Genomic DNA, 20,923 nt, shown 5'->3' with positions numbered 1-20,923 from the left:
AATGTTACGACTGTTACGCAATGAACCTCGCGCCGCGCTTCTGCTGCTGGCTCTGGTAATGGCAAACCTGCTGGCCTGGGGATGGGCATGGCACACCTTTAGCGGCAGCACGGCGCTGATGGCGGCAAGCCTGCTGGCGTGGTGCTACGGACTGCGTCACGCGGTGGACGCTGACCACATTGCCGCCATTGATACCGTGACGCGTAAGATGATGCAGCAGGGCAAACGCCCCTCTGGCGTGGGGGCGTGGTTCTCGCTGGGCCACTCTACTATCGTGGTGCTGGCCTCCATTGCCATCGCCGCTACCGCCACGGCGTTTCAGAAGAACATGGCGTGGTTCCACGAAACCGGCAGCCTGATTGGTACCGCCGTTTCCGCGACCTTCCTGCTGGCGATGGCGCTGGTGAATATGGTGATCCTGCGCGGCGTCTGGCGCAATTTTCAGGCGCTAAAACGCGGCAGGCCGGTGCAGGACGACATCACGCTACCGGCTCAGGGCGGGGTGATGAACTGGCTGTTCGGCAAGACCTTCCGCCTCGTCAATAAAAGCTGGCAGATGTACCTGGTCGGTTTCCTGTTTGGTCTCGGCTTTGACACGGCCACCGAGATCGGCGTGCTGGGGATCTCTGCCGCCAGCGCGTCCAGCGGAATGTCGGTGTGGTCAATCATGATCTTCCCGGCACTCTTCGCCAGCGGCATGGCGCTGGTGGATACCCTCGACAACCTGCTGATGGTGGGTGCCTACGGCTGGGCGTTTAACAAACCGCAGCGCAAGCTTTACTACAACATGACCATCACCGGCACCTCCGTGGTGGTGGCGCTGTTTATCGGCGGGCTGGAAGCGCTGGGTCTGCTGATGGATAAATTTGCCCTCAGCGGCGGCCTCTGGGATCTGATTGGCGCGGTGAACGACAATCTGGGCAACGCCGGATTTGTCGTCGTGGGTCTGTTTGTCGCCTGCTGGCTGATCGCCATGGCGAATTACCGCTGGCGCGGCTACGACGCGCTGGTGGTACGTTCCTGAACGACCCAGTCCGGTGGCGCTACGCTTTCACGGGTCTGCATGTAGGCCGGGTAAGCGCAGCGCCACCCGGCAATACGAGGGTTAAGCAGGGAGCGATTTCAGCAGGGCGAAGGCCTCCTTCATTCTGTCCTCACTGACGACAAAGGCGCGCATCTGACCGTCGGTATCGGTGCCGCGCGCCACCATGCCCTGCGGCGAAAGGGCAATCTGCCAGTCCAGATCCTGACGCTGCGTTTCGCCTGCGAGATGCAGCGGTAATTCCGGCGTTTTCACTTTGACCAGCATGGCGGGTAATTTCACCGGGGCGTTGCCGCCGAGCAGGTTTTTCGCCAGGCACATGGCGCTTAACTGAATCGGTTGCAGGAACGGCAGCACCTGGCCGTTAATTTCCGCGCAGTCGCCCAGGGCATACATGTCCGGCTGGGTGGTTTGCAGATAGCAGTCTACCTTCACGCCGCGGTTGATTTCGGCGCCTGCGCGGTGCGCCAGCGCCGTTTCCGGGCGCAACCCCGTCGCCGCAATCACCACATCCACCTCCACGCTGCGGCTGCGGTCGAGCGTCGCACGTATGCCGCTGCCGGTTTTGCTCAGGCTCTGCAGCTGCGATTTCAGCAGCAGATGCACGCCCATGTCGGTCAGACGATGCTGTAAGCGACTGCTCACTTCCGCGGGCATCAGCGCTGACAGAATGCTCGCCGCGTGGTCGACCAGGGTGACGGATTTACCCGCACGGCAGAAATCCATCGCCAGCTCGGTGCCGATCAGCCCGCCGCCGACAATCATCACTCGCGTGGCGTCGCGAAGCTCCGTTTCGCTCGCCTGATACGCCTGCTGGCTGTTGAGCGTGACCATCAGCTCGCGGCCCTCAACCGGCGGCACAAACGCGGAGGCACCCGTGGCCAGCACCAGCTTGTCGTACTGCCAGGTTTTATCTTTCGCTTTCACCAGACGGGCGTTGGCGTCGATATCGGTGACCCAGGTGTACGGAAACAGACGCAGGTTAAACTGTTCTGCGAACACCCCCGCCGTCTGGCGGGTGAGATCGTCGGCGCGCTGGTTCTGGCTAATGACGTGGCTTAAATCAGGCTTGTTGTACTCGTCCATGCTGTCGGCGGCGATCAGCGTCAGCGGCACGTTAGCGTCCTGCTTGCGGATATTTTTCACCAGCTGGCGGGCAGCAAAGCCCGAGCCGATAATGACGATACCGTGGCTCATTTTGCCTCCGTTGCCAGTTCATCAAAGACGTCTTTCCCGAGGGAACATTCCGGGCAGAGGAAATTGTCCGGCACCTCGCTCCACGGCGTGCCCGGGGCGACATCCTGCAGCGGCTCGCCCCGTTCCGGGTCGTAAATCCACTGGCACACGCTGCACTGCATGCAAGGACCGAGGTCGGCAGCGGCGGCTTCAGCTACGGCTTCCGGCGCAACCGCCGCGGCGGGGGCGGTTTCCGGCAGCGGTGCGAGCGCCCACTGACGGGCGATGTCGCGGCCGTGCTGGCGGCAGATTTCCAGGGCGTCGATATCCGGCCGCCATTTCGCCTTCAGGCTCATCGACATCTCAAACCCTGCATCCTGTAAACGGGTGGAAAGGCGGTCGACCGCGCCGCCGCTCCAGCCGTGGGAGCCAAAGGCGCTGGCGCGCTTGTTGCGAAAACGCAGGCCGGTCATCTCTTCGACCAGACCTGCAATCTTCGGCATCATCACGTTGTTCATGGTGGAGGTGCCCACCAGCACGCCCTTGGAGCGGAAGACGTTGGTGAGGATTTCGTTTTTATCGCTGCGCGCCACGTTGAAGATTTTCACCGCCACGTTCGGGTCCACTTCGTTGATGCCCTGGGCAATGGCGTCCGCCATCATGCGGGTGTTGTTGGACATGGTGTCGTAGAAGATCGTGATGCGATCTTCCTGATAATCCGCCGCCCACTTCAGGTACAGCTCCACGATCTGGGTGGGGTTTTCACGCCACACCACGCCGTGGGAGGTGGCAATCATCTCCACCGGCAGGTTAAAGCCGAGGATCTCGGTGATTTTAGGCGTCACCAGACGGCTGAACGGAGTCAGGATATTGGCGTAGTAGCGCTGGCACTGCTCGAACAGCTCGGTCTGATCCACTTCGTCATTGAACAGGCGTTCGTCGCAGTAGTGCTGGCCGAAGGCGTCGTTGCTGAACAGCACCGCGTCGCCGGTCATGTAGGTCATCATGCTGTCCGGCCAGTGCAGCATCGGCGTTTCCACGAAGATCAGCTGCTTGCCGTTGCCGATATCCAGCGCATCGCCGGTTTTCACGGTGTGGAAGTTCCACTCCGGATGGTGGTGGTGGCCGTTGATCGAGTCGATGGCGTTGGTGGTGCAGTAGATCGGGGTGTCCGGAATATACGACATCAGCTCGGTCAGGGCCCCGGCGTGATCCTCCTCCGCGTGGTTGATGATGATGTAGTCGATGGCGTTCAGATCGATTTCGCCGCGCAGGTTCTGCACGAACTCGCGGCTGAACTTGTGATCGACGGTATCGATCAGCACATTTTTACCTTCACGAATGAGATAGCTGTTGTAGCTGCTGCCGCGCAGCGTTTTGTATTCCGTCCCGTGGAAATCGCGCACTTCCCAGTCACGTTGACCCACCCAATGAATGTTATTTTTAACCAGAATAGACATAGCAAACCTCAGCGTAATATCGCGTTTTTCAAATAGGATGGTTTGCTTATATCAAGTCGCGTGCCAACTTTTAATACATTGATTTTTATAGGTTAATATTTTTATGATCCGAAATGGGTAGTCATTATGACTATTAAAAACAGTGTCACTATGACAACATGCATTGTCAAAATGACAGCGAGGCAGAGATGAGCTTTTCCGTAGACGTGCTGGCGAAAATCGCCATTGAACTGCAAACCGGTATTGGTCATCAGGACCGCTTCCAGCGGCTGATCTCCACGCTGCGCCACGTGCTGGCGTGCGACGCCTCGGCGCTGCTGCGCTACGAAGGACGGCAGTTTATTCCCCTGGCCATCGACGGCCTGGCGAAGGACGTGCTCGGGCGGCGCTTTACCCTTGAAGGCCATCCGCGTCTGGAGACCATTGCCCGCGCGGGTGACGTGGTGCGCTTCCCGGCGGACAGCGATCTGCCCGACCCATATGACGGGCTGATTCCAGGCCAGGAGAGCCTGAAGGTGCACGCCTGTATTGGCCTGCCGCTGTTTGCCGGGCAGAATCTGATTGGGGCGCTGACCCTCGACGGCCTTTCGCCGGACCAGTTCGATACCTTCAGCGATGAGGAGCTTCGCCTGATTGCCGCCCTGGCCGCCGGGGCGCTGAACAATGCGCTGCTGATTGAACAGCTGGAGAGTCAGAATATTTCTCCCGGCAGCCCGGCGGCGTTTGAGCAGGTGACGCACACGGAGATGATTGGCCTCTCGCCGGGCATGGCGCAGCTCAAAAAAGAGATTGAGATTGTTGCCGCGTCCGAATTGAACGTGCTGATCTTCGGGGAGACCGGCACCGGCAAGGAGCTGGTAGCGAAGTCTATTCACGAAGCGTCGCCGCGCGCGGTCAATCCGCTGGTGTACCTCAACTGCGCCGCGCTGCCGGAAAGCGTGGCGGAAAGCGAATTGTTTGGTCACGTCAAAGGGGCGTTTACCGGCGCCATCAGCAACCGCAGCGGCAAGTTCGAAATGGCCGATAACGGCACGCTGTTTCTGGATGAAATAGGCGAGCTCTCTCTGTCGCTCCAGGCCAAACTTCTGCGCGTATTGCAGTACGGCGATATCCAGCGCGTGGGGGATGACCGCAGCTTGAGAGTGGATGTGCGCGTGCTGGCGGCGACCAACCGCGACCTGCGTGAAGCGGTGCTTGCCGGAAACTTCCGCGCTGACCTGTTCCACCGCCTGAGCGTGTTTCCGCTTACCGTGCCGCCGCTGCGCGAGCGCGGGGACGACGTGGTGCTGCTGGCGGGCTATTTCTGCGAACAGTGCCGTCTCAGGATGGGGCTTTCCCGCGTGGTGTTAAGCCCTGGGGCGAGGGCGCATCTGCTGAGCTACGGCTGGCCGGGCAACGTGCGCGAGCTGGAACACGCGATTCACCGCGCGGTGGTGCTGGCGCGAGCGACGCGTTCGGGTGATGAACTGGTTATACATGCCCGGCATTTTGCGCAGCATGATGAAATTGCGTCTATTGCGCAGGCTGTACCAGAGAGAGCGCATGAAAATCTGCGTGACGCGACAGAGGCGTTTCAGCGTCAGATGATTACCCGCGCGCTGGAGCAGAATAACCGCAACTGGGCGGCGTGCGCCCGGGCGCTGGAGATGGACGTCGCCAACCTGCACCGGCTGGCGAAGCGTCTCGGGCTGAAGGGTTAGATAATCCCGGCCTGATAGAAATCCTGCAGGTTGATGGCACCGCACAGCCTGCCGGTGTCATCCACCACCGGTGCGGCGGTGATTTTGCGCTTCATCAGCACCTCTTTGGCTTCAATGGCGCGGCTCTCGGCGTTCAGCGTCAGCCCGCCCTGGGTCATGGCGTCCGACACTTTGGTTTCCAGCTTGCCACCGCCCACCAGCCAGCGGCGCAGGTCGCCGTCAGTGAATACGCCTTTGACGTACCCGTCGTCATCGCACACCGCAACCAGCCCCAGACCGGTGCGGCTGAGCTCCAGCATCGCGTCCATGACGCTGGTATCGAGTTTGACCTGCGGAATAGCATCGTCGGTGCGCATCAGGTGGTGGACCTTGTTGAGCAGGCGTGCCCCGAGCGCCCCCGCCGGATGCGAGCGGGCGAAATCTTCTTCGTTAAACCCACGCGCCTGCATCACCGCCATCGCCAGCGCGTCGCCCATCATCAGGGTATTCACGGTGCTGGAGGTGGGGGCGAGGTGCATCGGACAGGCTTCACGCTCAACGGAAATATCCAGCGTTGCCTTGGCGGCCAGCGCCAGGGGCGAGCGGGATTTCCCGGTCATCGCCAGCAGGGCGACCGATTTTTCCTGCAGACGTGGAATAATGAGATCCAGCTCTTTCGCCGAACCGGAGTAGGAGATAAACAGCATCACGTCGCGGCTCTCAATCATTCCCAGATCGCCGTGCAGCGCTTCGGCAGGGTGCACGAAGAAGGCCGGGGTGCCGGTGCTGGCCAGCGTCGCGGCAATCTTTTTGCCGATATGGCCGGATTTACCGATGCCCGCCACGATCACTTTGCCTTCGCAGTGGATAATGGTGTTGGCCGCGCGGACAAAATCCTCGCCCAGACGTTCCGGCAGGCGGCTGGCTTCCTGCAGCTCCAGCATCAGCGTCTGGCGGCCCGTTTCTAACAGAAAATCACTCATCTCTCTCTCCGGTTACGATCACGTCGATGCCTTTCTCTTCCAGCGCTTTTTTGAACGCCGGATCGATACCCGCGTCGGTAATCAGCTTATCAACGCTTTCAAGGCTACAGACAATGTTGGGGCTTTTGCGGCCAAACTTCGACGAGTCTGCCATCAAAATCACTTCCCGCGCGGCGTTGCACATGGCTTTACTGACGCTGAACACCTCGTTAAACGTCGTGACGCCCGCGTTCAGGTCGATGCCGTCGGTACCCATAAACAGTTTATCGAAGCTGAAGTGGTCGAAGGCGTTCTCCGCCAGCTGCCCGTGGAACGACGCGGATTTTTTACGGAAGGTGCCGCCGGGCATCAGGATGGTCTGCTCGCAGTCGTTCTCCGACAGGGCGTTGACGATGTGCAGGCTGTTGGTCATCACCGTGATGTTGTTAAAGCGGCTGAGCAGGGGGATCATCTGCAGGACGGTACTGCCTGCATCCAGAATGATCGAGTCGCCATCGTGGATAAATTTTACGGCGGCTTCGGCAATCAGCGCTTTCTGGTGGGTATTGATCAGCGTTTTGTGGTCGATAGGCGGGTCCGCTTCGTCTTTATTGAGCACCACGCCGCCGTAGGTTCGAATGACGGCGCCAGAGTTTTCGAGCAATACGAGGTCCTTGCGTATCGTCGTGCCGGTGGTGTCAAAGTAGTGGGCCAGATCCTCCACCGAGCATTTTCCCTGTTTTTGCAGATGCTCAAGAATGGCCGCCTGCCGCTGACGAGGTTTCATAGGCGCTTCGTTCCTTAGGTTGCGAAATGATAATTTCGCAAGTCTATATCTTTCACAACGAAATTATCCATGTTTCAGATTAAGCGCTAATGATAGTGCATTCTGACAAAGTGGATCATGGGGAAAGATCACATCGGGCTGCAATTCCTGCAGCGAAATGCCGTTGATTGCCTGGATTTTCACCGGACGGGCAAAGACGGTCATGCCGCGCATGATGAGGGAATCGCAGACCTTGTTGTTTTCATCCAGCGCAACAGCCACGACGACCCGCGGCTTGAAACGTCCACCGGAACGCCCGACGCCCACGCGGCCTTTCTGGCACAGGGCGTCAAACGCGCGGTTAAACCGATGGATTTGCCAGCCGCCAAACGCCATCTGGCAGATCCAGGCGAGGGCGGCGACGGTAATGAGTGCGGTGACCATATCGGCTCCTTAATTGCCGGGTGGCGGCTGCGCCTTACCCGGCCTACGGGGATTGTAGCCCCGGTAAGCGCAGCGCCACCGGGGAATGAACTCAGAACATCACCTGCCCACCGGTGACGTTAATCGACTGTCCGGTGCAGTACGAGGCTTTCGGGCTGGCGTAAAACAGCAGCATGTTCAGCACGTCCTGATAGTCGCACCCGCGCTTGAGCGGCACTTTATCGATGTAGTACTGCTCCACTTCTTCCGCTTTAATACCGAGCTTGGTGGCGTACTGCGGCAGTAGGGACTGGAACATCGGCGATTTCAGCAGATTGCCCAGCATCAGCGAGTGGACGGTAATGCCGTATTCGGCCAGATCCAGCGCCAGAGACTGCGTCAGCCCCACGCCGCCAAACTTCGCCGCGCTGTAGCCGGAGTTGTGCTTGCTGCCCACTTTCCCCGATTTTGAGTTGATCTGAATGATGCGCCCCTGAATGCCGTCGCGGATCATCAGACGGGAAAACTCGCGGGCGCAGAGGAAATAGCCCACCAGATTGACCTGCAGCGAGCGGTCAAAATCCCCCAGCTCGAAGTCGCTGATAAAGGCCGCTTTCGCAATACCGGCGCTGTAAACCAGCAGGTCGGTACGCCCAAAAATGTCGTCCACGCCGCGGGCGAGCGCCATCACGCTCTGCTCGCTGGTGGCGTCGGCGCCAAACCCGTACGCCATTCCTTCGCCAAACTCGGTGTTGATGGTGTCCGCCACGCGGGCGGCCTTTTCACTCTGAATATCCACTACCGCCACGCGGTAACCCTCAGCGGCAAGCCCACGGCTGAGGAACTCGCCTAAGGTTTGTCCCCCACCAATGACAACGGCAACCTGACTCATGTCTATCTCCTTAATTACGCAACAAATTTTAACGTGCAGCCTGGGGTAACGGCCTGCGGAACCGGGCCCGCTACGTGAACCGTGCCGGGATATTCCGCCTGCGGCTGGCCGTCGAAACGCAGGGTGATGTGGCCCAGCTCGCGCAGGTTTTGTTCAGCGACGTCGCCGACGGCGGTCACGGCATAGCGCGCCTCGCCCAGCTGTAGCTGGCTCCCGGCCTTTAGCTCACCGTTTAACTCGCCGTGGCAATGGATAAAGCAAAACTCTTCGATATCCGCAGGCGCCCCTTCGCGAAAGGTGATCAGCATCTGGTCGCTCAGCGCATCCGCCGCGCTCTGGCCGATGCGGGTAATGGTGGTCTGGTAAATCACGGTCATGGCAGGAACCTCTTATTGATAAATAAAGCCGGAGACAAACCAGGCAATCAGCACCGTCGGTGCCCCCGTCAGGAAGCGGCTGACCAGCACGGACGGCACGCCCACGCGCACGGTGTCCTGGCGTGCTTCCGCCAGCGACAGCCCCACGGGGATAAAGTCGCACGCTGCCTGGGCGTTAATGGCAAACAGGGCGGGCAGGGCGAGGTGCGGAGGAATATTCCCCAGACCAATCTGCACGCCAATCAGCACGCCGATGACCTGGGCAATCACCGCGCCCGGGCCGAGGAACGGCGACAGCAGCGGGAAGGAGCAGATCAGCGCCAGCGTCACCAGCCCGAGCGGGTGGCTGGCGAGCGGGGCGAGGCCGTGGGCAATCCAGTCGCCCAGGCCGGAGGCCATGATGATGCCGATCAGCGCCGAGACGAACGCCATAAACGGCAGAATGGTCTTCAGCACCGTGTCGATGGTGTCGCGCCCGGACTGGAACAGCACCGCCACGGCGGACCCCATCCCCATCCCGACCTTCGCCAGCATGCCGTCGCTCTGCTCGGTAATTTTCTTGCTGGTGTCGTACTCGCGCGGGGCCGCTTTTTGCGGCGCAGACGTCCCCTTCACCAGGGTGATGTTGTCTTCCTTCACGCCTGAGACATAAATGTCTTCGAGGATGTACTGCGCCAGCGGGCCGGATTTCCCGGTGGAGTGAATATTTACCGTCGGAATGCGGCGCTTCGGATAGATGCCGCAGCGCAGCGTGCCGCCGCAGTCGATCACCGCCACGCCGATTTCCGCTTCCGGCGGTTCGCCTTCCTTGAAGCCGTCGACCGCTTCCCAGCCGGTCAGATCGCGCAACGTGTCGACGATCGCCGGGCGCGTGCCCGCGGTGATGTACACAATCTTTTTGCCTTCGGTGGCGTCGAACTCCAGCGGGCCGCCCCAGCCGCCCGTGCCTTTCTCAATGCGGATCCGGTTCATGCTGTGGCTCCTGAAAGATGGACTTTCTGTTCAAGCTGGATGCCCATTTTTTTCTCGAAAATGGCGGTGGTGAGGTCAGTCACCCAGCCGCGGAAGAAGTTGGTCACCAGACCGACCAGCAGGTAGCTCACCGCCAGCGGGCCGAGCGGCAGGCCAAGCGTGGTCAGGCCGCTGGCGATCCCGAGATAGACAAACAGTTCGCCGGGGTTGATGTGCGGGAACAGGCCGTTCATGGAATGGCAGCTGTAGGAGGCGGCGGCGTAATAACTCGGCTTGTACTTCTCTGGCATAAAGCGGCCGAGGCTTAAGGTCATCGGGTTGCAGAACACGAAGGTGCCGATAAAGGGCAGTATCAGGTAGCGGGACAGCGGGTTTCCGGCGCAGCGCTGGGCGAAGCGCTCAATGCGCTGCTGGCCGATAAAGTTAATCAGCGCGTTCATGATCACCAGCAGGCTGATCAGCAGGGGCAGGATCCCGGTCACCATGCCGGTGAACACTTCTCCGCCTTTCTGAAACAGCCCGATGAACCACTCGGCGCCGTGGGTGATGGTTTCTATCATTCTTCTCTCCTGTAGGGCGTTTGTTTTTGTCTATCTGTGGCTAATAATAATCACTTTGAAAGGTTTTAAAGTGTTAGTTAGATCTCACAATGAAAGAAAAATGGATTATTTTGAAAGATAATTGACATGGTGAATGATTTTCGGGGGAAAAAAGCATGGATTTGCGTTGGGGAGGTGCGTACCGCTTCCTTGAGGTGTTGCGGATGCTTTACCATACTGGGTTCTTATCGAACCCGTTAAATGGATGTCTCATGTTCAAGCGTCGTTATGCAGCGCTGTTGCCTGCGCTTATTCTGCTGTCTGCCTGTAGTAGCAAACCTAAGACCGAAGCCGTTCAGCAAACGGCGGGCGCGCCTTCCGGAGGATTCCTGCTGGAGCCGCAGCACAATATGATGCAGATGGGCGGCGACTTCGCGAATAACCCGGCGGCCGAGCAGTTCATCGATAAAATGGTGACTAAGCACGGCTTTGACAGACAGCAGCTGCACGAAATTTTGTCTCAGGCCAAGCGTCTGGACTACGTGCTGCGCCTGATGGACAGACAGGCGCCGACGGCCCAGGTGCCGAGCGGGCCAAACGGGGCGTGGCTGCGCTATCGCAAACAGTTCATTACCCCGGACAACGTGCAAAACGGCGTGGCGTTCTGGAATCAGTATGAAGATGCGCTTAACCGCGCGTGGCAGGTGTACGGCGTGCCGCCTGAAATTATCGTCGGGATTATCGGCGTGGAAACCCGCTGGGGCCGCGTGATGGGCAAAACCCGCATTCTGGATGCGCTGGCGACGCTCTCCTTTAACTATCCGCGCCGCGCGGAGTATTTCTCTTCCGAGCTGGAAACCTTCCTGCTGATGGCGCGCAACGAACAGGACGATCCGCTCGATCTGAAAGGGTCGTTTGCCGGCGCGATGGGCTACGGCCAGTTTATGCCGTCCTCCTATAAACAGTATGCCGTCGACTTTAACGGCGATGGTCATATCAACCTGTGGGATCCGGTGGATGCCATCGGCAGCGTGGCGAACTACTTCAAAGCGCACGGCTGGGTGCCGGGTGGCCAGGTGGCGGTGCAGGCGAACGGTCAGGCGCCGGGTCTGGAAAACGGCTTCAAAACCAACTACAGCATTTCGCAGCTGTCCGCGGCAGGCCTAACGCCAACGCAGCCGCTGGGCAATGCACAGCAGGCGAGTCTGCTGCGTCTCGATGTCGGAACGGGCTATCAGTACTGGTACGGGCTGCCGAACTTCTACACCATCACCCGCTATAACCACAGCACCCACTATGCGATGGCCGTATGGCAGCTGGGGCTGGCGGTATCGCAGGCCCGCGTGCCGGCGGCGTCACCGTTTAGTCAGTAAGTTACCCCGACGGGTAGGCAGGGTAAGGCAACGCCGCCACCCGGCATGGCTGCGCACACGGTGCGGCCTGATGCCCTCTCCCACGGGAGAGGGCGTTTTGCAGAAACATTTCGCCACACTCCCTTTTCAAACCTGCCATTTACATCCTAACCACCTTTCATTATTGTTATGTTATAACATTTAAATTGGTGCCGAGATGTCAACGTCCCTTTTCTCTCTTTCTGCGCCGGTTCGGCTTTTGCTGGCGCTGGTGCTTATCGTCTTTCTCGGCCTGGCCGTGCGCTGGGCGGTGGCATTGCCATGATCGTGATGAATGAACTGGTTGCGGGTTACGACCACCAGCCCGTCACGCGCCCGCTTTCGGGCGTCATTGAACGCGGCAGCATGACCGCCATTGTTGGGGCCAACGGCTGCGGCAAATCCACGCTGCTGAAAACGCTCGCGGGTTTTATCCCACCCGTAAGCGGGGGTTTTCGCTGGCAGGGGAAGCGCCCGATGATTGGCTGGCTGGCACAGCGTCACGCGCTGGAGGCGCAGTTTCCGCTGACCGTGCGCGATGTCGTCAGCATGGGCTGCTGGCCGGGCATTTCGCTGCTTTCCGGGTTTCGTCGCGAAACGCGGTTGCGTATTGCCAGCGCGCTTGAGCGGGTCGGGCTGGAATCCATGGCATCATCCACCATTGATGAGCTCTCCGGCGGCCAGTTCCAGCGCATGCTGTTTGCCCGCGTCCTGGTACAGCAGGCGCCGCTGGTGATGCTGGACGAGCCCTTTACCGGCATCGATGAAGCCACCTGTAACGTGCTGATGGATGTGATGCTGGAGATGTATATGCAGGGGCAAACGCTGCTCGCGGTACTGCACGACAGCGAGCGCGTGTCGCGCCACTTCCCGCAGACGTTGCGGCTGGATGCTGACGTGCCTCAGTGGAAAACCGAGCGGGTGAGGGTGGCATGATCTGGCACACATTCTTCCAGCCGTTCATCGAGTACGGCTTTATGCGCCGCGCGCTGGTGGTTTGCCTGGCGCTTTCTATCAGCACCACCGCGCTCGGCGTATTCCTCCAGCTGCGCCGGATGAGCCTGATGGGCGATGCCCTTTCTCACGCTATTTTGCCGGGCGTCGCCGTGGGATACCTGCTCAGCGGCCTGTCGCTGCTGGCAATGAGTATCGGCGGTTTTGTCGCAGGCATTACCGTGGCGCTGCTGGCCGGTCTGGTCAGCCGACGCACGCCGCTTAAGGAAGATGCCAGCTTTGCCGGATTTTATCTTGGCTCACTGGCGCTGGGGGTCACGCTGGTATCGCTTCGTGGGTCGAATGTCGATCTGCTGCATCTGCTGTTTGGCTCCATCCTCGCCGTGGACAACGACGCCGCGCTGTTTGTCACGGGCGTGTGCATGTTCACTCTTATCGTGCTGGCGATGTTTTATCGCGGCCTGGTTACCGAAGCGTTTGACACCGCCTGGCTACAGGTGAACGCCCGCTGGCTGCCCGGCCTGCTGCACGGACTGTTTCTGGCGCTGCTGGTTCTTAACCTGGTGGCCGGTTTTCAGGTGCTCGGCACGCTGATGGCCGTCGGTCTGATGATGCTGCCAGCCGTGGCGGCACGCTGCTGGGTACGCACGCTACCGGCGTTACTCCTGATGGCGGGCATCAGCGGTATTGTCTGCGCATGGCTGGGGTTGAGCCTCTCCTGGGCGATGAGTCTCCCGGCCGGGCCATCCATTGTGCTCACCGCCAGCGCGCTGTTCTTTATTTCCATTTTATTGGGTACGCGAAGCAGGCTCGCTGGCAGTCTGCGGGCGTATTTTTAACGCAAGGGGAAACGATGAAACGTACAGGACTAGTAGTGGGAGTGGCGCTCGCGCTGGGGATGATGTCGCAGGGCGTGATGGCGAAAACGCTGAATGTGGTCACCAGCTTCTCGATACTGGGTGACATCACCCAGGAGGTGGGCGGCGATCATGTGAAGGTGACGACGCTGGTGGGGCCGGACGGCGACCCGCATACCTTCGAACCGTCGCCGAAGGACAGCGCGGCGCTGAGCAAGGCCGATGTGGTGGTGGTGAACGGTCTGGGGCTGGAGGGCTGGCTTGACCGCCTGGTGAAAGCCTCCGGGTTCAAAGGGCAACTGGTCGTCGCCTCAACAGGCGTGAAAACGCACACGCTTGAGGAAGATGGAAAGACCGTGACCGATCCGCACGCGTGGAACAGCGCGGCGAACGGGGCGTTATATGCACAAAATATTCTGAACGGGCTGGTGAAAGCCGATCCGCAGGACAAAGCCGCGCTGGAAGCCTCCGGTAAACCCTATATCACGCAGATCAACCAGCTGGACAGCTGGGCCAAAACGCGCTTTAGCCAGATCCCGCAGGCGAAGCGCAAGGTGCTGACCAGCCATGACGCCTTCGGCTATTTCAGCCGCGCTTATGGCGTAACCTTCATGGCACCTCAAGGACTCTCTTCAGAGAGCGAGGCCAGCGCGGCGCAGGTTGCTGAGATCATCAATCAGATCAAAGCCGACGGCGTAAAAACCTGGTTTATGGAAAACCAGCTCGATCCGCGTCTGGTGAAGCAGATTGCCTCGGCGACGGGCGCGCAGCCAGGGGGAGAACTTTACCCGGAGGCCTTGTCAGCAAAAGGCGGCGTGGCAGACACCTACGTCAAGGCGTTCCGCCACAACGTGAATACGCTCGCCGACAGCATGAAATAACCTCTTCCACGGCCGGTGCGTTTGCACCGGCTTTTTTCTGAAGCCCCCTCGTAAAACCTGAAGCGCATCCCCACATCTGACGAGAAAGTGCTATCTTGTGCAGCACGTTTTTCTGATGCCTGGAGCGAGAATGACTGACCATGAATTGATGCAGCTTAGCGAGATCGTTGGCCTGGCGCTTAAGCAGCGTGGGGCGACAATCACCACCGCGGAATCCTGCACCGGCGGCTGGGTGGCGAAAGTGATTACCGATATTGCCGGCAGTTCCGCCTGGTTTGAACGCGGTTTTGTGACCTACAGTAACGAAGCTAAGGCACAAATGATTGGCGTGCGTGAAGCTACGCTGGAACAGCATGGCGCGGTCAGCGAACCGGTGGTCATTGAAATGGCCATTGGCGCGCTCAAGGCGGCGCGGGCAGATTACGCGATTTCCATTAGCGGCATCGCGGGGCCGGACGGCGGCAGCGACGTGAAGCCTGTTGGCACCGTCTGGTTTGGGTTTGCCACGTCTAAAGGGGAAGGGATCACCCGCCGGGAGTGCTTCAGCGGCGATCGCGAAAGCGTGCGCCGTCAGGCAACGGAATATGCGTTAAAAACGCTCTGGCAACAATTTCTACAAAACACTTGATACTGTATGACTATACAGTATAATTGCACCAACAGAACAGAAATCCACGGTGAAGCACAGTCGCTTCTCCCGGCATGACAGGAGTAATAATGGCTATCGACGAAAACAAACAGAAAGCGTTGGCGGCAGCACTGGGCCAGATCGAAAAGCAATTCGGTAAAGGCTCCATCATGCGCCTGGGTGAAGACCGTACCATGGATGTGGAAACGATCTCCACCGGTTCGCTTTCTCTGGATATCGCGCTGGGCGCGGGCGGCCTGCCAATGGGCCGTATCGTAGAGATCTACGGGCCAGAATCCTCCGGTAAAACTACCCTGACGCTGCAGGTGATTGCTGCGGCACAGCGCGAAGGTAAAACCTGTGCGTTCATCGATGCCGAGCACGCGCTGGATCCTGTTTATGCGCGTAAGCTGGGCGTGGACATCGACAACCTGCTGTGTTCTCAGCCGGACACCGGTGAGCAGGCCCTGGAAATTTGTGACGCGCTGGCGCGCTCCGGTGCGGTTGACGTTATCGTTGTTGACTCCGTTGCCGCACTGACGCCAAAAGCGGAAATCGAAGGTGAAATCGGCGACTCTCACATGGGCCTCGCGGCACGTATGATGAGCCAGGCGATGCGTAAGCTGGCCGGTAACCTGAAGCAGTCCAACACGCTGCTGATCTTCATCAACCAGATCCGTATGAAAATTGGTGTGATGTTCGGTAACCCGGAAACCACAACCGGTGGTAACGCCCTGAAATTCTACGCGTCTGTCCGTCTGGATATCCGCCGTATCGGTGCGGTGAAAGAGGGTGAAAACGTCGTCGGTAGCGAAACCCGCGTGAAGGTGGTGAAGAACAAAATCGCTGCACCGTTCAAACAGGCTGAGTTCCAGATCCTCTACGGTGAAGGGATCAACTTCTACGGTGAACTGGTTGACCTGGGCGTGAAAGAGAAGCTGATTGAAAAAGCGGGCGCCTGGTACAGCTACAACGGTGACAAGATTGGTCAGGGTAAAGCGAATGCTATCTCCTGGCTGAAAGAGAACCCGGCTGCGGCGAAAGAGATTGAGAAGAAGGTGCGCGAGCTTCTGCTGAACAACCAGGACTCCAAACCTGATTTCGTAGTCGATGCTGCGGATGCTGAAGAAACCAACGAAGACTTTTAAGTCTCTCGTGTAAAGATGAAGGGCTGCTGATGCGGCCCTTTTTGCATTTCTGATTCTACAGGTTTTTTATGAGTGAACCGACATCACGCCGACCCGCCTACGCGCGCTTGCTGGATCGTGCGGTGCGCATCCTGGCCGTACGTGACCACAGTGAGCAGGAGCTGCGGCGGAAGCTGTCGGCTCCGGTGATGAGTAAAAACGGGCCGGAAGAGATTGATGCCACGGCGGAAGACTACGACCGCGTGGTGGCCTGGTGCTATGAGCATCATTACCTGGATGACGATCGCTTTGCTTCCCGCTTTCTCGCCAGCCGCGGCCGCAAGGGCTACGGCCCTGCGCGCATTCGGCAGGAGCTGAACCAGAAAGGGGTGGCCCGGGAGTCCATCGAAAAAGCGATGCGCGAGTGCGAGATTGACTGGTGCGAGCTGGCAAAAGAGCAGGCGATTCGCAAGTACGGCGAACCGCTGCCGCGTGATTTTTCAGAAAAAGTCAAAATCCAGCGCTTTTTGCTCTACCGCGGCTTCCTGATGGAAGATATTCAGGATATCTGGCGTAATTTTGCCGATTGAACGCATGCGGGATTTTACTTCCCACTAAAGAAAACTTATCTTATTCCCACTTTTTCCAGTAGCTGGTCTGTCCAACGGTTTACCGATACAGGCTGGCTACGACATTTCGTTAGCTTGATTTCAGGATAATTATGAGCAAGAGCACCGCTGAGATCCGTCAGGCGTTTCTCGATTTTTTCCATAGTAAGGGACACCAGGTTGTTGCCAGCAGCTCCCTGGTACCGAACAACGATCCGACTCTGCTGTTTACCAACGCCGGGATGAACCAGTTCAAGGATGTGTTCCTTGGTCTCGACAAGCGTAATTATTCCCGCGCCACAACCTCACAGCGTTGCGTGCGTGCGGGCGGTAAACACAACGACCTGGAAAACGTCGGTTACACCGCGCGTCACCACACCTTCTTCGAAATGCTGGGTAACTTCAGCTTCGGCGACTACTTCAAACACGATGCCATCCAGTATGCGTGGGAACTGCTGACCGGTGAAAACTGGTTCAACCTGCCGAAAGAGCGTCTGTGGGTTACCGTCTATGAAACCGATGACGAAGCCTACGAAATCTGGGAAAAAGAGGTCGGTATCCCGCGCGAGCGTATTATTCGCATCGGTGATAACAAAGGCGCGCCATACGCGTCTGACAACTTCTGGCAGATGGGTGATACCGGTCCTTGCGGTCCGTGCACCGAGATCTTCTACGATCACGGCGACCACATCTGGGGTGGCCCTCCAGGCAGCCCGGAAGAAGACGGCGATCGCTACATTGAGATCTGGAACATCGTCTTCATGCAGTTCAACCGTCAGGCCGACGGTACCATGGAGCCGCTGCCGAAGCCGTCCGTTGATACCGGTATGGGGCTGGAGCGTATTGCCGCGGTATTGCAGCACGTTAACTCCAACTATGAGATTGACCTGTTCAGCACTCTGATCAAAGCCGTTGCGGAAGTCACCGGCGCGACCGACCTGAACAACAAATCGCTGCGCGTTATCGCAGACCACATTCGTTCCTGCGCGTTCCTGATTGCCGACGGCGTTATCCCGTCGAATGAAAACCGTGGCTACGTGCTGCGTCGTATCATTCGTCGTGCTATCCGTCACGGCAACATGCTGGGCGCGAAGGACACCTTCTTCTATAAACTCGTTGGGCCACTGATTGGCGTGATGGGGTCAGCGGGTGACGAGCTGAAACGCCAGCAGGCGCAGGTAGAGCAGGTTCTGAAAACCGAAGAAGAGCAGTTTGCCCGTACGCTGGAGCGCGGTCTGGCGCTGCTGGACGAAGAGCTGGCGAAACTCAAGGGCGACACGCTGGATGGCGAAACTGCTTTCCGCCTGTACGACACCTACGGCTTCCCGGTTGACCTGACGGCGGACGTTTGCCGCGAGCGTAACATCAAAGTTGACGAAGCGGGCTTCGAAGCCGCGATGGAAGAGCAGCGCCGTCGTGCGCGCGAGTCCAGCGGCTTCGGTGCAGACTACAACGCGATGATCCGCGTTGACAGCGCGTCTGAATTCAAAGGCTATGAGGCGCTGGAACTGACCGGCAAAGTGACCGCTCTGTTTGTTGACGGTAAAGCCGTAGACAGCATCAGCGCGGGCCAGGAAGCCGTAGTCATTCTGGACAAAACGCCGTTCTACGCCGAATCCGGCGGCCAGGTTGGCGATAAAGGCGAACTGAAGGGCAATGGCTTTAGCTTCAGCGTGACCGACACCCAGAAATACGGTCAGGCGATTGGTCACCAGGGCAAACTGGTTTCCGGTTCTCTGAAAGTGGGCGAGGGCGTCCAGGCTAACGTTGATGAAGCTCGCCGCGCGCGCATTCGTCTGAACCACTCGGCAACCCACCTGATGCACGCTGCCCTGCGCGACGTACTCGGTACCCATGTTGCACAGAAAGGTTCTCTGGTTAACGACAAAGTGCTGCGCTTCGACTTCTCGCATTTTGAAGCGATGAAGCCGTCTGAAATCCGTGCGGTGGAAGATCTGGTGAACGCGCAGATCCGTCGTAACCTGCCAATCGAGACCCATATCATGGATCTCGAGGACGCGAAGAAAAAAGGTGCGATGGCGCTGTTTGGCGAGAAATACGACGAGCGCGTTCGCGTGCTGAGCATGGGCGACTTCTCTACCGAGCTGTGCGGCGGTACGCACGCCTCGCGCACTGGTGATATCGGCCTGTTCCGCATTGTTTCCGAGTCGGGAACGGCGGCAGGTGTGCGTCGTATTGAAGCGGTGACCGGTGAAGGCGCGATTGCCAGCCTGCATGCGCAGAGCGATCAGCTGCACGACATCGCGCAGCTGCTGAAAGGCGATAGCCAGAACCTGGGCGAGAAAGTGCGCGTTGCGCTGGATCGCACGCGTCAGCTGGAAAAAGAGCTGCAGCAGCTGAAAGAGCAGGCTGCGGCGCAGGAGAGTGCAAACCTCTCCAGCAAGGCTGTAGACATTAAGGGCGTCAAACTGCTGGTCAGCGATCTGGCGGGCGTTGAGCCTAAGATGCTGCGTACTATGGTCGACGATCTCAAGAACCAGCTTGGTTCTACCGTTATCGTGCTGGCGACAGTGGCAGAAGGTAAGGTTTCTCTGATTGCGGGCGTCTCTAAGGATGTGACTGACCGCGTAAAAGCAGGGGAACTGATTGGTATGGTCGCTCAGCAGGTGGGCGGCAAGGGTGGCGGTCGTCCGGACATGGCGCAAGCCGGTGGTACGGATGCGGCGGCACTTCCTGCGGCATTAGCCAGCGTTGAAAGCTGGGTAAGCGCGAAACTGTAATAACTACAAAGCACAAGCAGACGCCATAGCGGTAACGTTATGGCGTCTTGTTCACTGTGCTATCGATAACGATAAAGTCAGGTTGAGTTTGTGTATATCGGCTAAACTTACGTTTAACAGAATGTGATGCCGTGACTGCTTACACTTTACGTGTTTGTCATCGCTTACTTTTTGGCGTTATATGATGGATAATGCCGGGATACAAGAGACCCGACTCTTTTAATCTTTCAAGGAGCAAAGAATGCTGATTCTGACTCGTCGAGTTGGTGAGACCCTCATGATTGGGGATGAGGTCACCGTGACAGTTTTAGGGGTAAAGGGTAACCAGGTACGTATTGGTGTTAACGCTCCTAAAGAAGTATCTGTCCACCGTGAAGAGATCTACCAGCGTATCCAGGCTGAAAAATCCCAGCAGTCCAGTTACTGATATTGTCGCGTCTCGCTGTCGGGCGAGACGCAACCCTCCCGCTATTTTTCCTGCTCAAAGTTACCGTTTAATTTCAATCGCTCTCTTTTTGACCACTCCGCTACCCTTATCTCGTCCCAACACTGTTCTTTCCGCATCAGTTTTCTGCGAAGATGCCTGCAAAATCCGCTTATAAAACACCCTCTTTGCGGCTTTTACATGCGAATTGCGTGTGATTTGTGCAAACGATAAAAGCTTTTGGAAAATTGTTTGACTTATAAGTCCCAGAAAGTAATATATGCGCCACGCAGCGACGAGAAGCTCTTAACGAGTTACTCGAAGCACTCGAAAGAGGCGTTGTGTGGTGAGGTGGCCGAGAGGCTGAAGGCGCTCCCCTGCTAAGGGAGTATGCGGTCAAAAGCTGCATCCGGGGTTCGAATCCCCGCCTCACCGCCATTTTGCATCCGTAGCTCAGCTGGATAGAGTACTCGGCTACGAACCGAGCGGTCGGAGGTTCGAATCCTCCCGGATGCACCATCTATTACTTCATATTGCTTTAGAAGTGATATGAATATCGAGCAGTACAGTAGTAAATCCCGATGCATCCGTAGCTCAGCTGGATAGAGTACTCGGCTACGAACCGAGCGGTCGGAGGTTCGAATCCTCCCGGATGCACCATTTACTATTTCTGAAAGCAGTACCCTGATGCATCCGTAGCTCAGCTGGATAGAGTACTCGGCTACGAACCGAGCGGTCGGAGGTTCGAATCCTCCCGGATGCACCATCTATTAATTCATATTGCTTTAGAAGTGATATGAATATCGAGCAGTACAGTAGTAAATCCCGATGCATCCGTAGCTCAGCTGGATAGAGTACTCGGCTACGAACCGAGCGGTCGGAGGTTCGAATCCTCCCGGATGCACCATCTCTTCTGCCTTTCCCTTCGATGTTTAGTTCTTAATCACTCTCGTTGTTATCATTTCGCAATCAGCGACAAAAACCACCATTTACGATAAAGTAATGCTTTGTTAATCGGTTAGCG

At 58.1% G+C, this 20,923-nt stretch carries 20 protein-coding genes and 5 tRNA genes; 16 read left to right on the top strand and 9 right to left on the bottom strand.

Features of this window, described 5'->3' with window-relative positions; translation table 11 throughout:
- Window position 1 precedes the first annotated feature (1 nt).
- Window positions 2–1,024 carry a HoxN/HupN/NixA family nickel/cobalt transporter gene (locus tag ACOTXI_RS14145; RefSeq protein WP_008499563.1) on the top strand — a complete coding sequence of 341 codons (1,023 nt, stop codon included), beginning with the start codon at window positions 2–4 and terminating at the stop codon, window positions 1,022–1,024.
- Window positions 1,025–1,105: 81 nt separating this feature from the next.
- On the opposite strand, the gene norW is transcribed toward ACOTXI_RS14145, so the two are convergent.
- Window positions 1,106–2,239, bottom strand: coding sequence for an NADH:flavorubredoxin reductase NorW (gene norW, locus ACOTXI_RS14140; protein ID WP_008499562.1), 1,134 nt, complete (start codon window positions 2,237–2,239; stop codon window positions 1,106–1,108).
- Entirely contained in the window at window positions 2,236–3,678 is a 1,443-nt protein-coding gene (gene norV / locus ACOTXI_RS14135) for an anaerobic nitric oxide reductase flavorubredoxin (RefSeq protein WP_008499561.1), read from the bottom strand. The genes norW and norV overlap by 4 nt, the downstream gene beginning before the upstream one ends.
- A 188-nt stretch (window positions 3,679–3,866) precedes the next feature.
- Between norV and norR the strand changes: the two genes are divergently transcribed.
- Window positions 3,867–5,378 (top strand): nitric oxide reductase transcriptional regulator NorR, encoded by a 1,512-nt coding sequence (norR, locus tag ACOTXI_RS14130; protein ID WP_058653926.1) that lies wholly within the window; start codon window positions 3,867–3,869, stop codon window positions 5,376–5,378.
- Here norR and gutQ read toward each other — a convergent pair.
- From gutQ to srlA, 7 genes are all read right to left on the bottom strand, one after another.
- Window positions 5,375–6,340 carry an arabinose-5-phosphate isomerase GutQ gene (gutQ, locus tag ACOTXI_RS14125; protein WP_008499559.1) on the bottom strand — a complete coding sequence of 322 codons (966 nt, stop codon included), beginning with the start codon at window positions 6,338–6,340 and terminating at the stop codon, window positions 5,375–5,377. The two genes, norR and gutQ, sit on opposite strands and share 4 nt — an antisense overlap.
- Complete coding sequence (srlR, locus tag ACOTXI_RS14120; protein WP_008499558.1) at window positions 6,333–7,106, bottom strand: glucitol operon DNA-binding transcriptional repressor SrlR; 774 nt, start codon at window positions 7,104–7,106, stop codon at window positions 6,333–6,335. The genes gutQ and srlR overlap by 8 nt, the downstream gene beginning before the upstream one ends.
- A gap of 63 nt (window positions 7,107–7,169) precedes the next feature.
- On the bottom strand, window positions 7,170–7,529 hold the full coding sequence (gene gutM, locus ACOTXI_RS14115) for a transcriptional regulator GutM (RefSeq protein ID WP_032653148.1): 360 nt from the start codon (window positions 7,527–7,529) through the stop codon (window positions 7,170–7,172).
- A gap of 91 nt (window positions 7,530–7,620) precedes the next feature.
- Window positions 7,621–8,400 (bottom strand): sorbitol-6-phosphate dehydrogenase, encoded by a 780-nt coding sequence (gene srlD, locus ACOTXI_RS14110; RefSeq protein ID WP_058653925.1) that lies wholly within the window; start codon window positions 8,398–8,400, stop codon window positions 7,621–7,623.
- A 14-nt stretch (window positions 8,401–8,414) separates the two neighbouring features.
- Window positions 8,415–8,777 carry a PTS glucitol/sorbitol transporter subunit IIA gene (gene srlB / locus ACOTXI_RS14105; RefSeq protein WP_047072071.1) on the bottom strand — a complete coding sequence of 121 codons (363 nt, stop codon included), beginning with the start codon at window positions 8,775–8,777 and terminating at the stop codon, window positions 8,415–8,417.
- Window positions 8,778–8,789: 12 nt separating this feature from the next.
- The gene (srlE, locus tag ACOTXI_RS14100; protein WP_058653924.1) at window positions 8,790–9,749 is read right to left on the bottom strand and encodes a PTS glucitol/sorbitol transporter subunit IIB; all 960 of its coding nucleotides are present in this window, start codon (window positions 9,747–9,749) and stop codon (window positions 8,790–8,792) included.
- Window positions 9,746–10,309: a PTS glucitol/sorbitol transporter subunit IIC gene (srlA, locus tag ACOTXI_RS14095; protein ID WP_003862164.1), complete on the bottom strand. Its 564-nt coding sequence runs from the start codon at window positions 10,307–10,309 to the stop codon at window positions 9,746–9,748. Before srlA ends, srlE begins: the two co-directional genes overlap by 4 nt.
- A gap of 251 nt (window positions 10,310–10,560) precedes the next feature.
- Here srlA and mltB point away from each other — a divergent pair, with 251 nt between their 5' ends.
- From mltB to ACOTXI_RS14025, 14 genes are all read left to right on the top strand, one after another.
- The gene (gene mltB, locus ACOTXI_RS14090) at window positions 10,561–11,661 is read left to right on the top strand and encodes a lytic murein transglycosylase B (protein WP_032635345.1); all 1,101 of its coding nucleotides are present in this window, start codon (window positions 10,561–10,563) and stop codon (window positions 11,659–11,661) included.
- A 300-nt stretch (window positions 11,662–11,961) separates the two neighbouring features.
- Window positions 11,962–12,615, top strand: a complete 654-nt coding sequence (locus ACOTXI_RS14085; RefSeq protein WP_055321958.1) for a metal ABC transporter ATP-binding protein — start codon at window positions 11,962–11,964, stop codon at window positions 12,613–12,615.
- Entirely contained in the window at window positions 12,612–13,472 is an 861-nt protein-coding gene (locus ACOTXI_RS14080) for a metal ABC transporter permease (protein ID WP_021241951.1), read from the top strand. Before ACOTXI_RS14085 ends, ACOTXI_RS14080 begins: the two co-directional genes overlap by 4 nt.
- 14 nt (window positions 13,473–13,486) lie before the next feature.
- Complete coding sequence (locus tag ACOTXI_RS14075; RefSeq protein ID WP_058653923.1) at window positions 13,487–14,371, top strand: metal ABC transporter substrate-binding protein; 885 nt, start codon at window positions 13,487–13,489, stop codon at window positions 14,369–14,371.
- A 130-nt stretch (window positions 14,372–14,501) separates the two neighbouring features.
- Window positions 14,502–14,999, top strand: a complete 498-nt coding sequence (pncC, locus tag ACOTXI_RS14070) for a nicotinamide-nucleotide amidase (RefSeq protein ID WP_023617003.1) — start codon at window positions 14,502–14,504, stop codon at window positions 14,997–14,999.
- Between the two features lie 89 nt (window positions 15,000–15,088).
- The gene (recA, locus tag ACOTXI_RS14065) at window positions 15,089–16,147 is read left to right on the top strand and encodes a recombinase RecA (protein WP_008499546.1); all 1,059 of its coding nucleotides are present in this window, start codon (window positions 15,089–15,091) and stop codon (window positions 16,145–16,147) included.
- 68 nt (window positions 16,148–16,215) lie between these two features.
- Window positions 16,216–16,716, top strand: coding sequence for a recombination regulator RecX (gene recX / locus ACOTXI_RS14060; protein ID WP_058653922.1), 501 nt, complete (start codon window positions 16,216–16,218; stop codon window positions 16,714–16,716).
- 131 nt (window positions 16,717–16,847) lie between these two features.
- A complete protein-coding gene (gene alaS / locus ACOTXI_RS14055) occupies window positions 16,848–19,475 on the top strand; it encodes an alanine--tRNA ligase (RefSeq protein ID WP_008499543.1) in 2,628 nt (875 codons plus the stop codon).
- A 241-nt stretch (window positions 19,476–19,716) separates the two neighbouring features.
- Window positions 19,717–19,902 carry a carbon storage regulator CsrA gene (csrA, locus tag ACOTXI_RS14050; RefSeq protein WP_000906486.1) on the top strand — a complete coding sequence of 62 codons (186 nt, stop codon included), beginning with the start codon at window positions 19,717–19,719 and terminating at the stop codon, window positions 19,900–19,902.
- Between the two features lie 342 nt (window positions 19,903–20,244).
- Window positions 20,245–20,337, top strand: a tRNA-Ser gene (locus ACOTXI_RS14045).
- Between the two features lie 4 nt (window positions 20,338–20,341).
- Window positions 20,342–20,418, top strand: a tRNA-Arg gene (locus ACOTXI_RS14040).
- Window positions 20,419–20,482: 64 nt separating this feature from the next.
- Window positions 20,483–20,559 (top strand) — tRNA-Arg (locus ACOTXI_RS14035).
- Window positions 20,560–20,588: 29 nt separating this feature from the next.
- Window positions 20,589–20,665: transfer RNA gene (locus tag ACOTXI_RS14030), tRNA-Arg, on the top strand.
- Between the two features lie 64 nt (window positions 20,666–20,729).
- Window positions 20,730–20,806, top strand: a tRNA-Arg gene (locus ACOTXI_RS14025).
- Window positions 20,807–20,923 lie beyond the last annotated feature (117 nt).

The organism is Enterobacter cloacae complex sp. BZL2005 (genome assembly GCF_049238885.1).
GTDB lineage: Bacteria > Pseudomonadota > Gammaproteobacteria > Enterobacterales > Enterobacteriaceae > Enterobacter > Enterobacter roggenkampii.
The sequence above is the reverse complement of the archived record's forward strand: the minus strand, read 5'-3'. Positions and strand labels throughout refer to the sequence as shown.

Excerpts from the sequence above, each read along its gene's own strand:
- ACOTXI_RS14145 (WP_008499563.1), top strand. The coding sequence starts at position 2 with ATGTTACGACTGTTACGCAATGAACCTCGCGCCGCGCTTCTGCTGCTG.
- norW (WP_008499562.1), bottom strand. The coding sequence starts at position 2,239 with ATGAGCCACGGTATCGTCATTATCGGCTCGGGCTTTGCTGCCCGCCAG.
- norV (WP_008499561.1), bottom strand. The coding sequence starts at position 3,678 with ATGTCTATTCTGGTTAAAAATAACATTCATTGGGTGGGTCAACGTGAC.
- norR (WP_058653926.1), top strand. The coding sequence starts at position 3,867 with ATGAGCTTTTCCGTAGACGTGCTGGCGAAAATCGCCATTGAACTGCAA.
- gutQ (WP_008499559.1), bottom strand. The coding sequence starts at position 6,340 with ATGAGTGATTTTCTGTTAGAAACGGGCCGCCAGACGCTGATGCTGGAG.
- srlR (WP_008499558.1), bottom strand. The coding sequence starts at position 7,106 with ATGAAACCTCGTCAGCGGCAGGCGGCCATTCTTGAGCATCTGCAAAAA.
- gutM (WP_032653148.1), bottom strand. The coding sequence starts at position 7,529 with ATGGTCACCGCACTCATTACCGTCGCCGCCCTCGCCTGGATCTGCCAG.
- srlD (WP_058653925.1), bottom strand. The coding sequence starts at position 8,400 with ATGAGTCAGGTTGCCGTTGTCATTGGTGGGGGACAAACCTTAGGCGAG.
- srlB (WP_047072071.1), bottom strand. The coding sequence starts at position 8,777 with ATGACCGTGATTTACCAGACCACCATTACCCGCATCGGCCAGAGCGCG.
- srlE (WP_058653924.1), bottom strand. The coding sequence starts at position 9,749 with ATGAACCGGATCCGCATTGAGAAAGGCACGGGCGGCTGGGGCGGCCCG.
- srlA (WP_003862164.1), bottom strand. The coding sequence starts at position 10,309 with ATGATAGAAACCATCACCCACGGCGCCGAGTGGTTCATCGGGCTGTTT.
- mltB (WP_032635345.1), top strand. The coding sequence starts at position 10,561 with ATGTTCAAGCGTCGTTATGCAGCGCTGTTGCCTGCGCTTATTCTGCTG.
- ACOTXI_RS14085 (WP_055321958.1), top strand. The coding sequence starts at position 11,962 with ATGATCGTGATGAATGAACTGGTTGCGGGTTACGACCACCAGCCCGTC.
- ACOTXI_RS14080 (WP_021241951.1), top strand. The coding sequence starts at position 12,612 with ATGATCTGGCACACATTCTTCCAGCCGTTCATCGAGTACGGCTTTATG.
- ACOTXI_RS14075 (WP_058653923.1), top strand. The coding sequence starts at position 13,487 with ATGAAACGTACAGGACTAGTAGTGGGAGTGGCGCTCGCGCTGGGGATG.
- pncC (WP_023617003.1), top strand. The coding sequence starts at position 14,502 with ATGACTGACCATGAATTGATGCAGCTTAGCGAGATCGTTGGCCTGGCG.
- recA (WP_008499546.1), top strand. The coding sequence starts at position 15,089 with ATGGCTATCGACGAAAACAAACAGAAAGCGTTGGCGGCAGCACTGGGC.
- recX (WP_058653922.1), top strand. The coding sequence starts at position 16,216 with ATGAGTGAACCGACATCACGCCGACCCGCCTACGCGCGCTTGCTGGAT.
- alaS (WP_008499543.1), top strand. The coding sequence starts at position 16,848 with ATGAGCAAGAGCACCGCTGAGATCCGTCAGGCGTTTCTCGATTTTTTC.
- csrA (WP_000906486.1), top strand. The coding sequence starts at position 19,717 with ATGCTGATTCTGACTCGTCGAGTTGGTGAGACCCTCATGATTGGGGAT.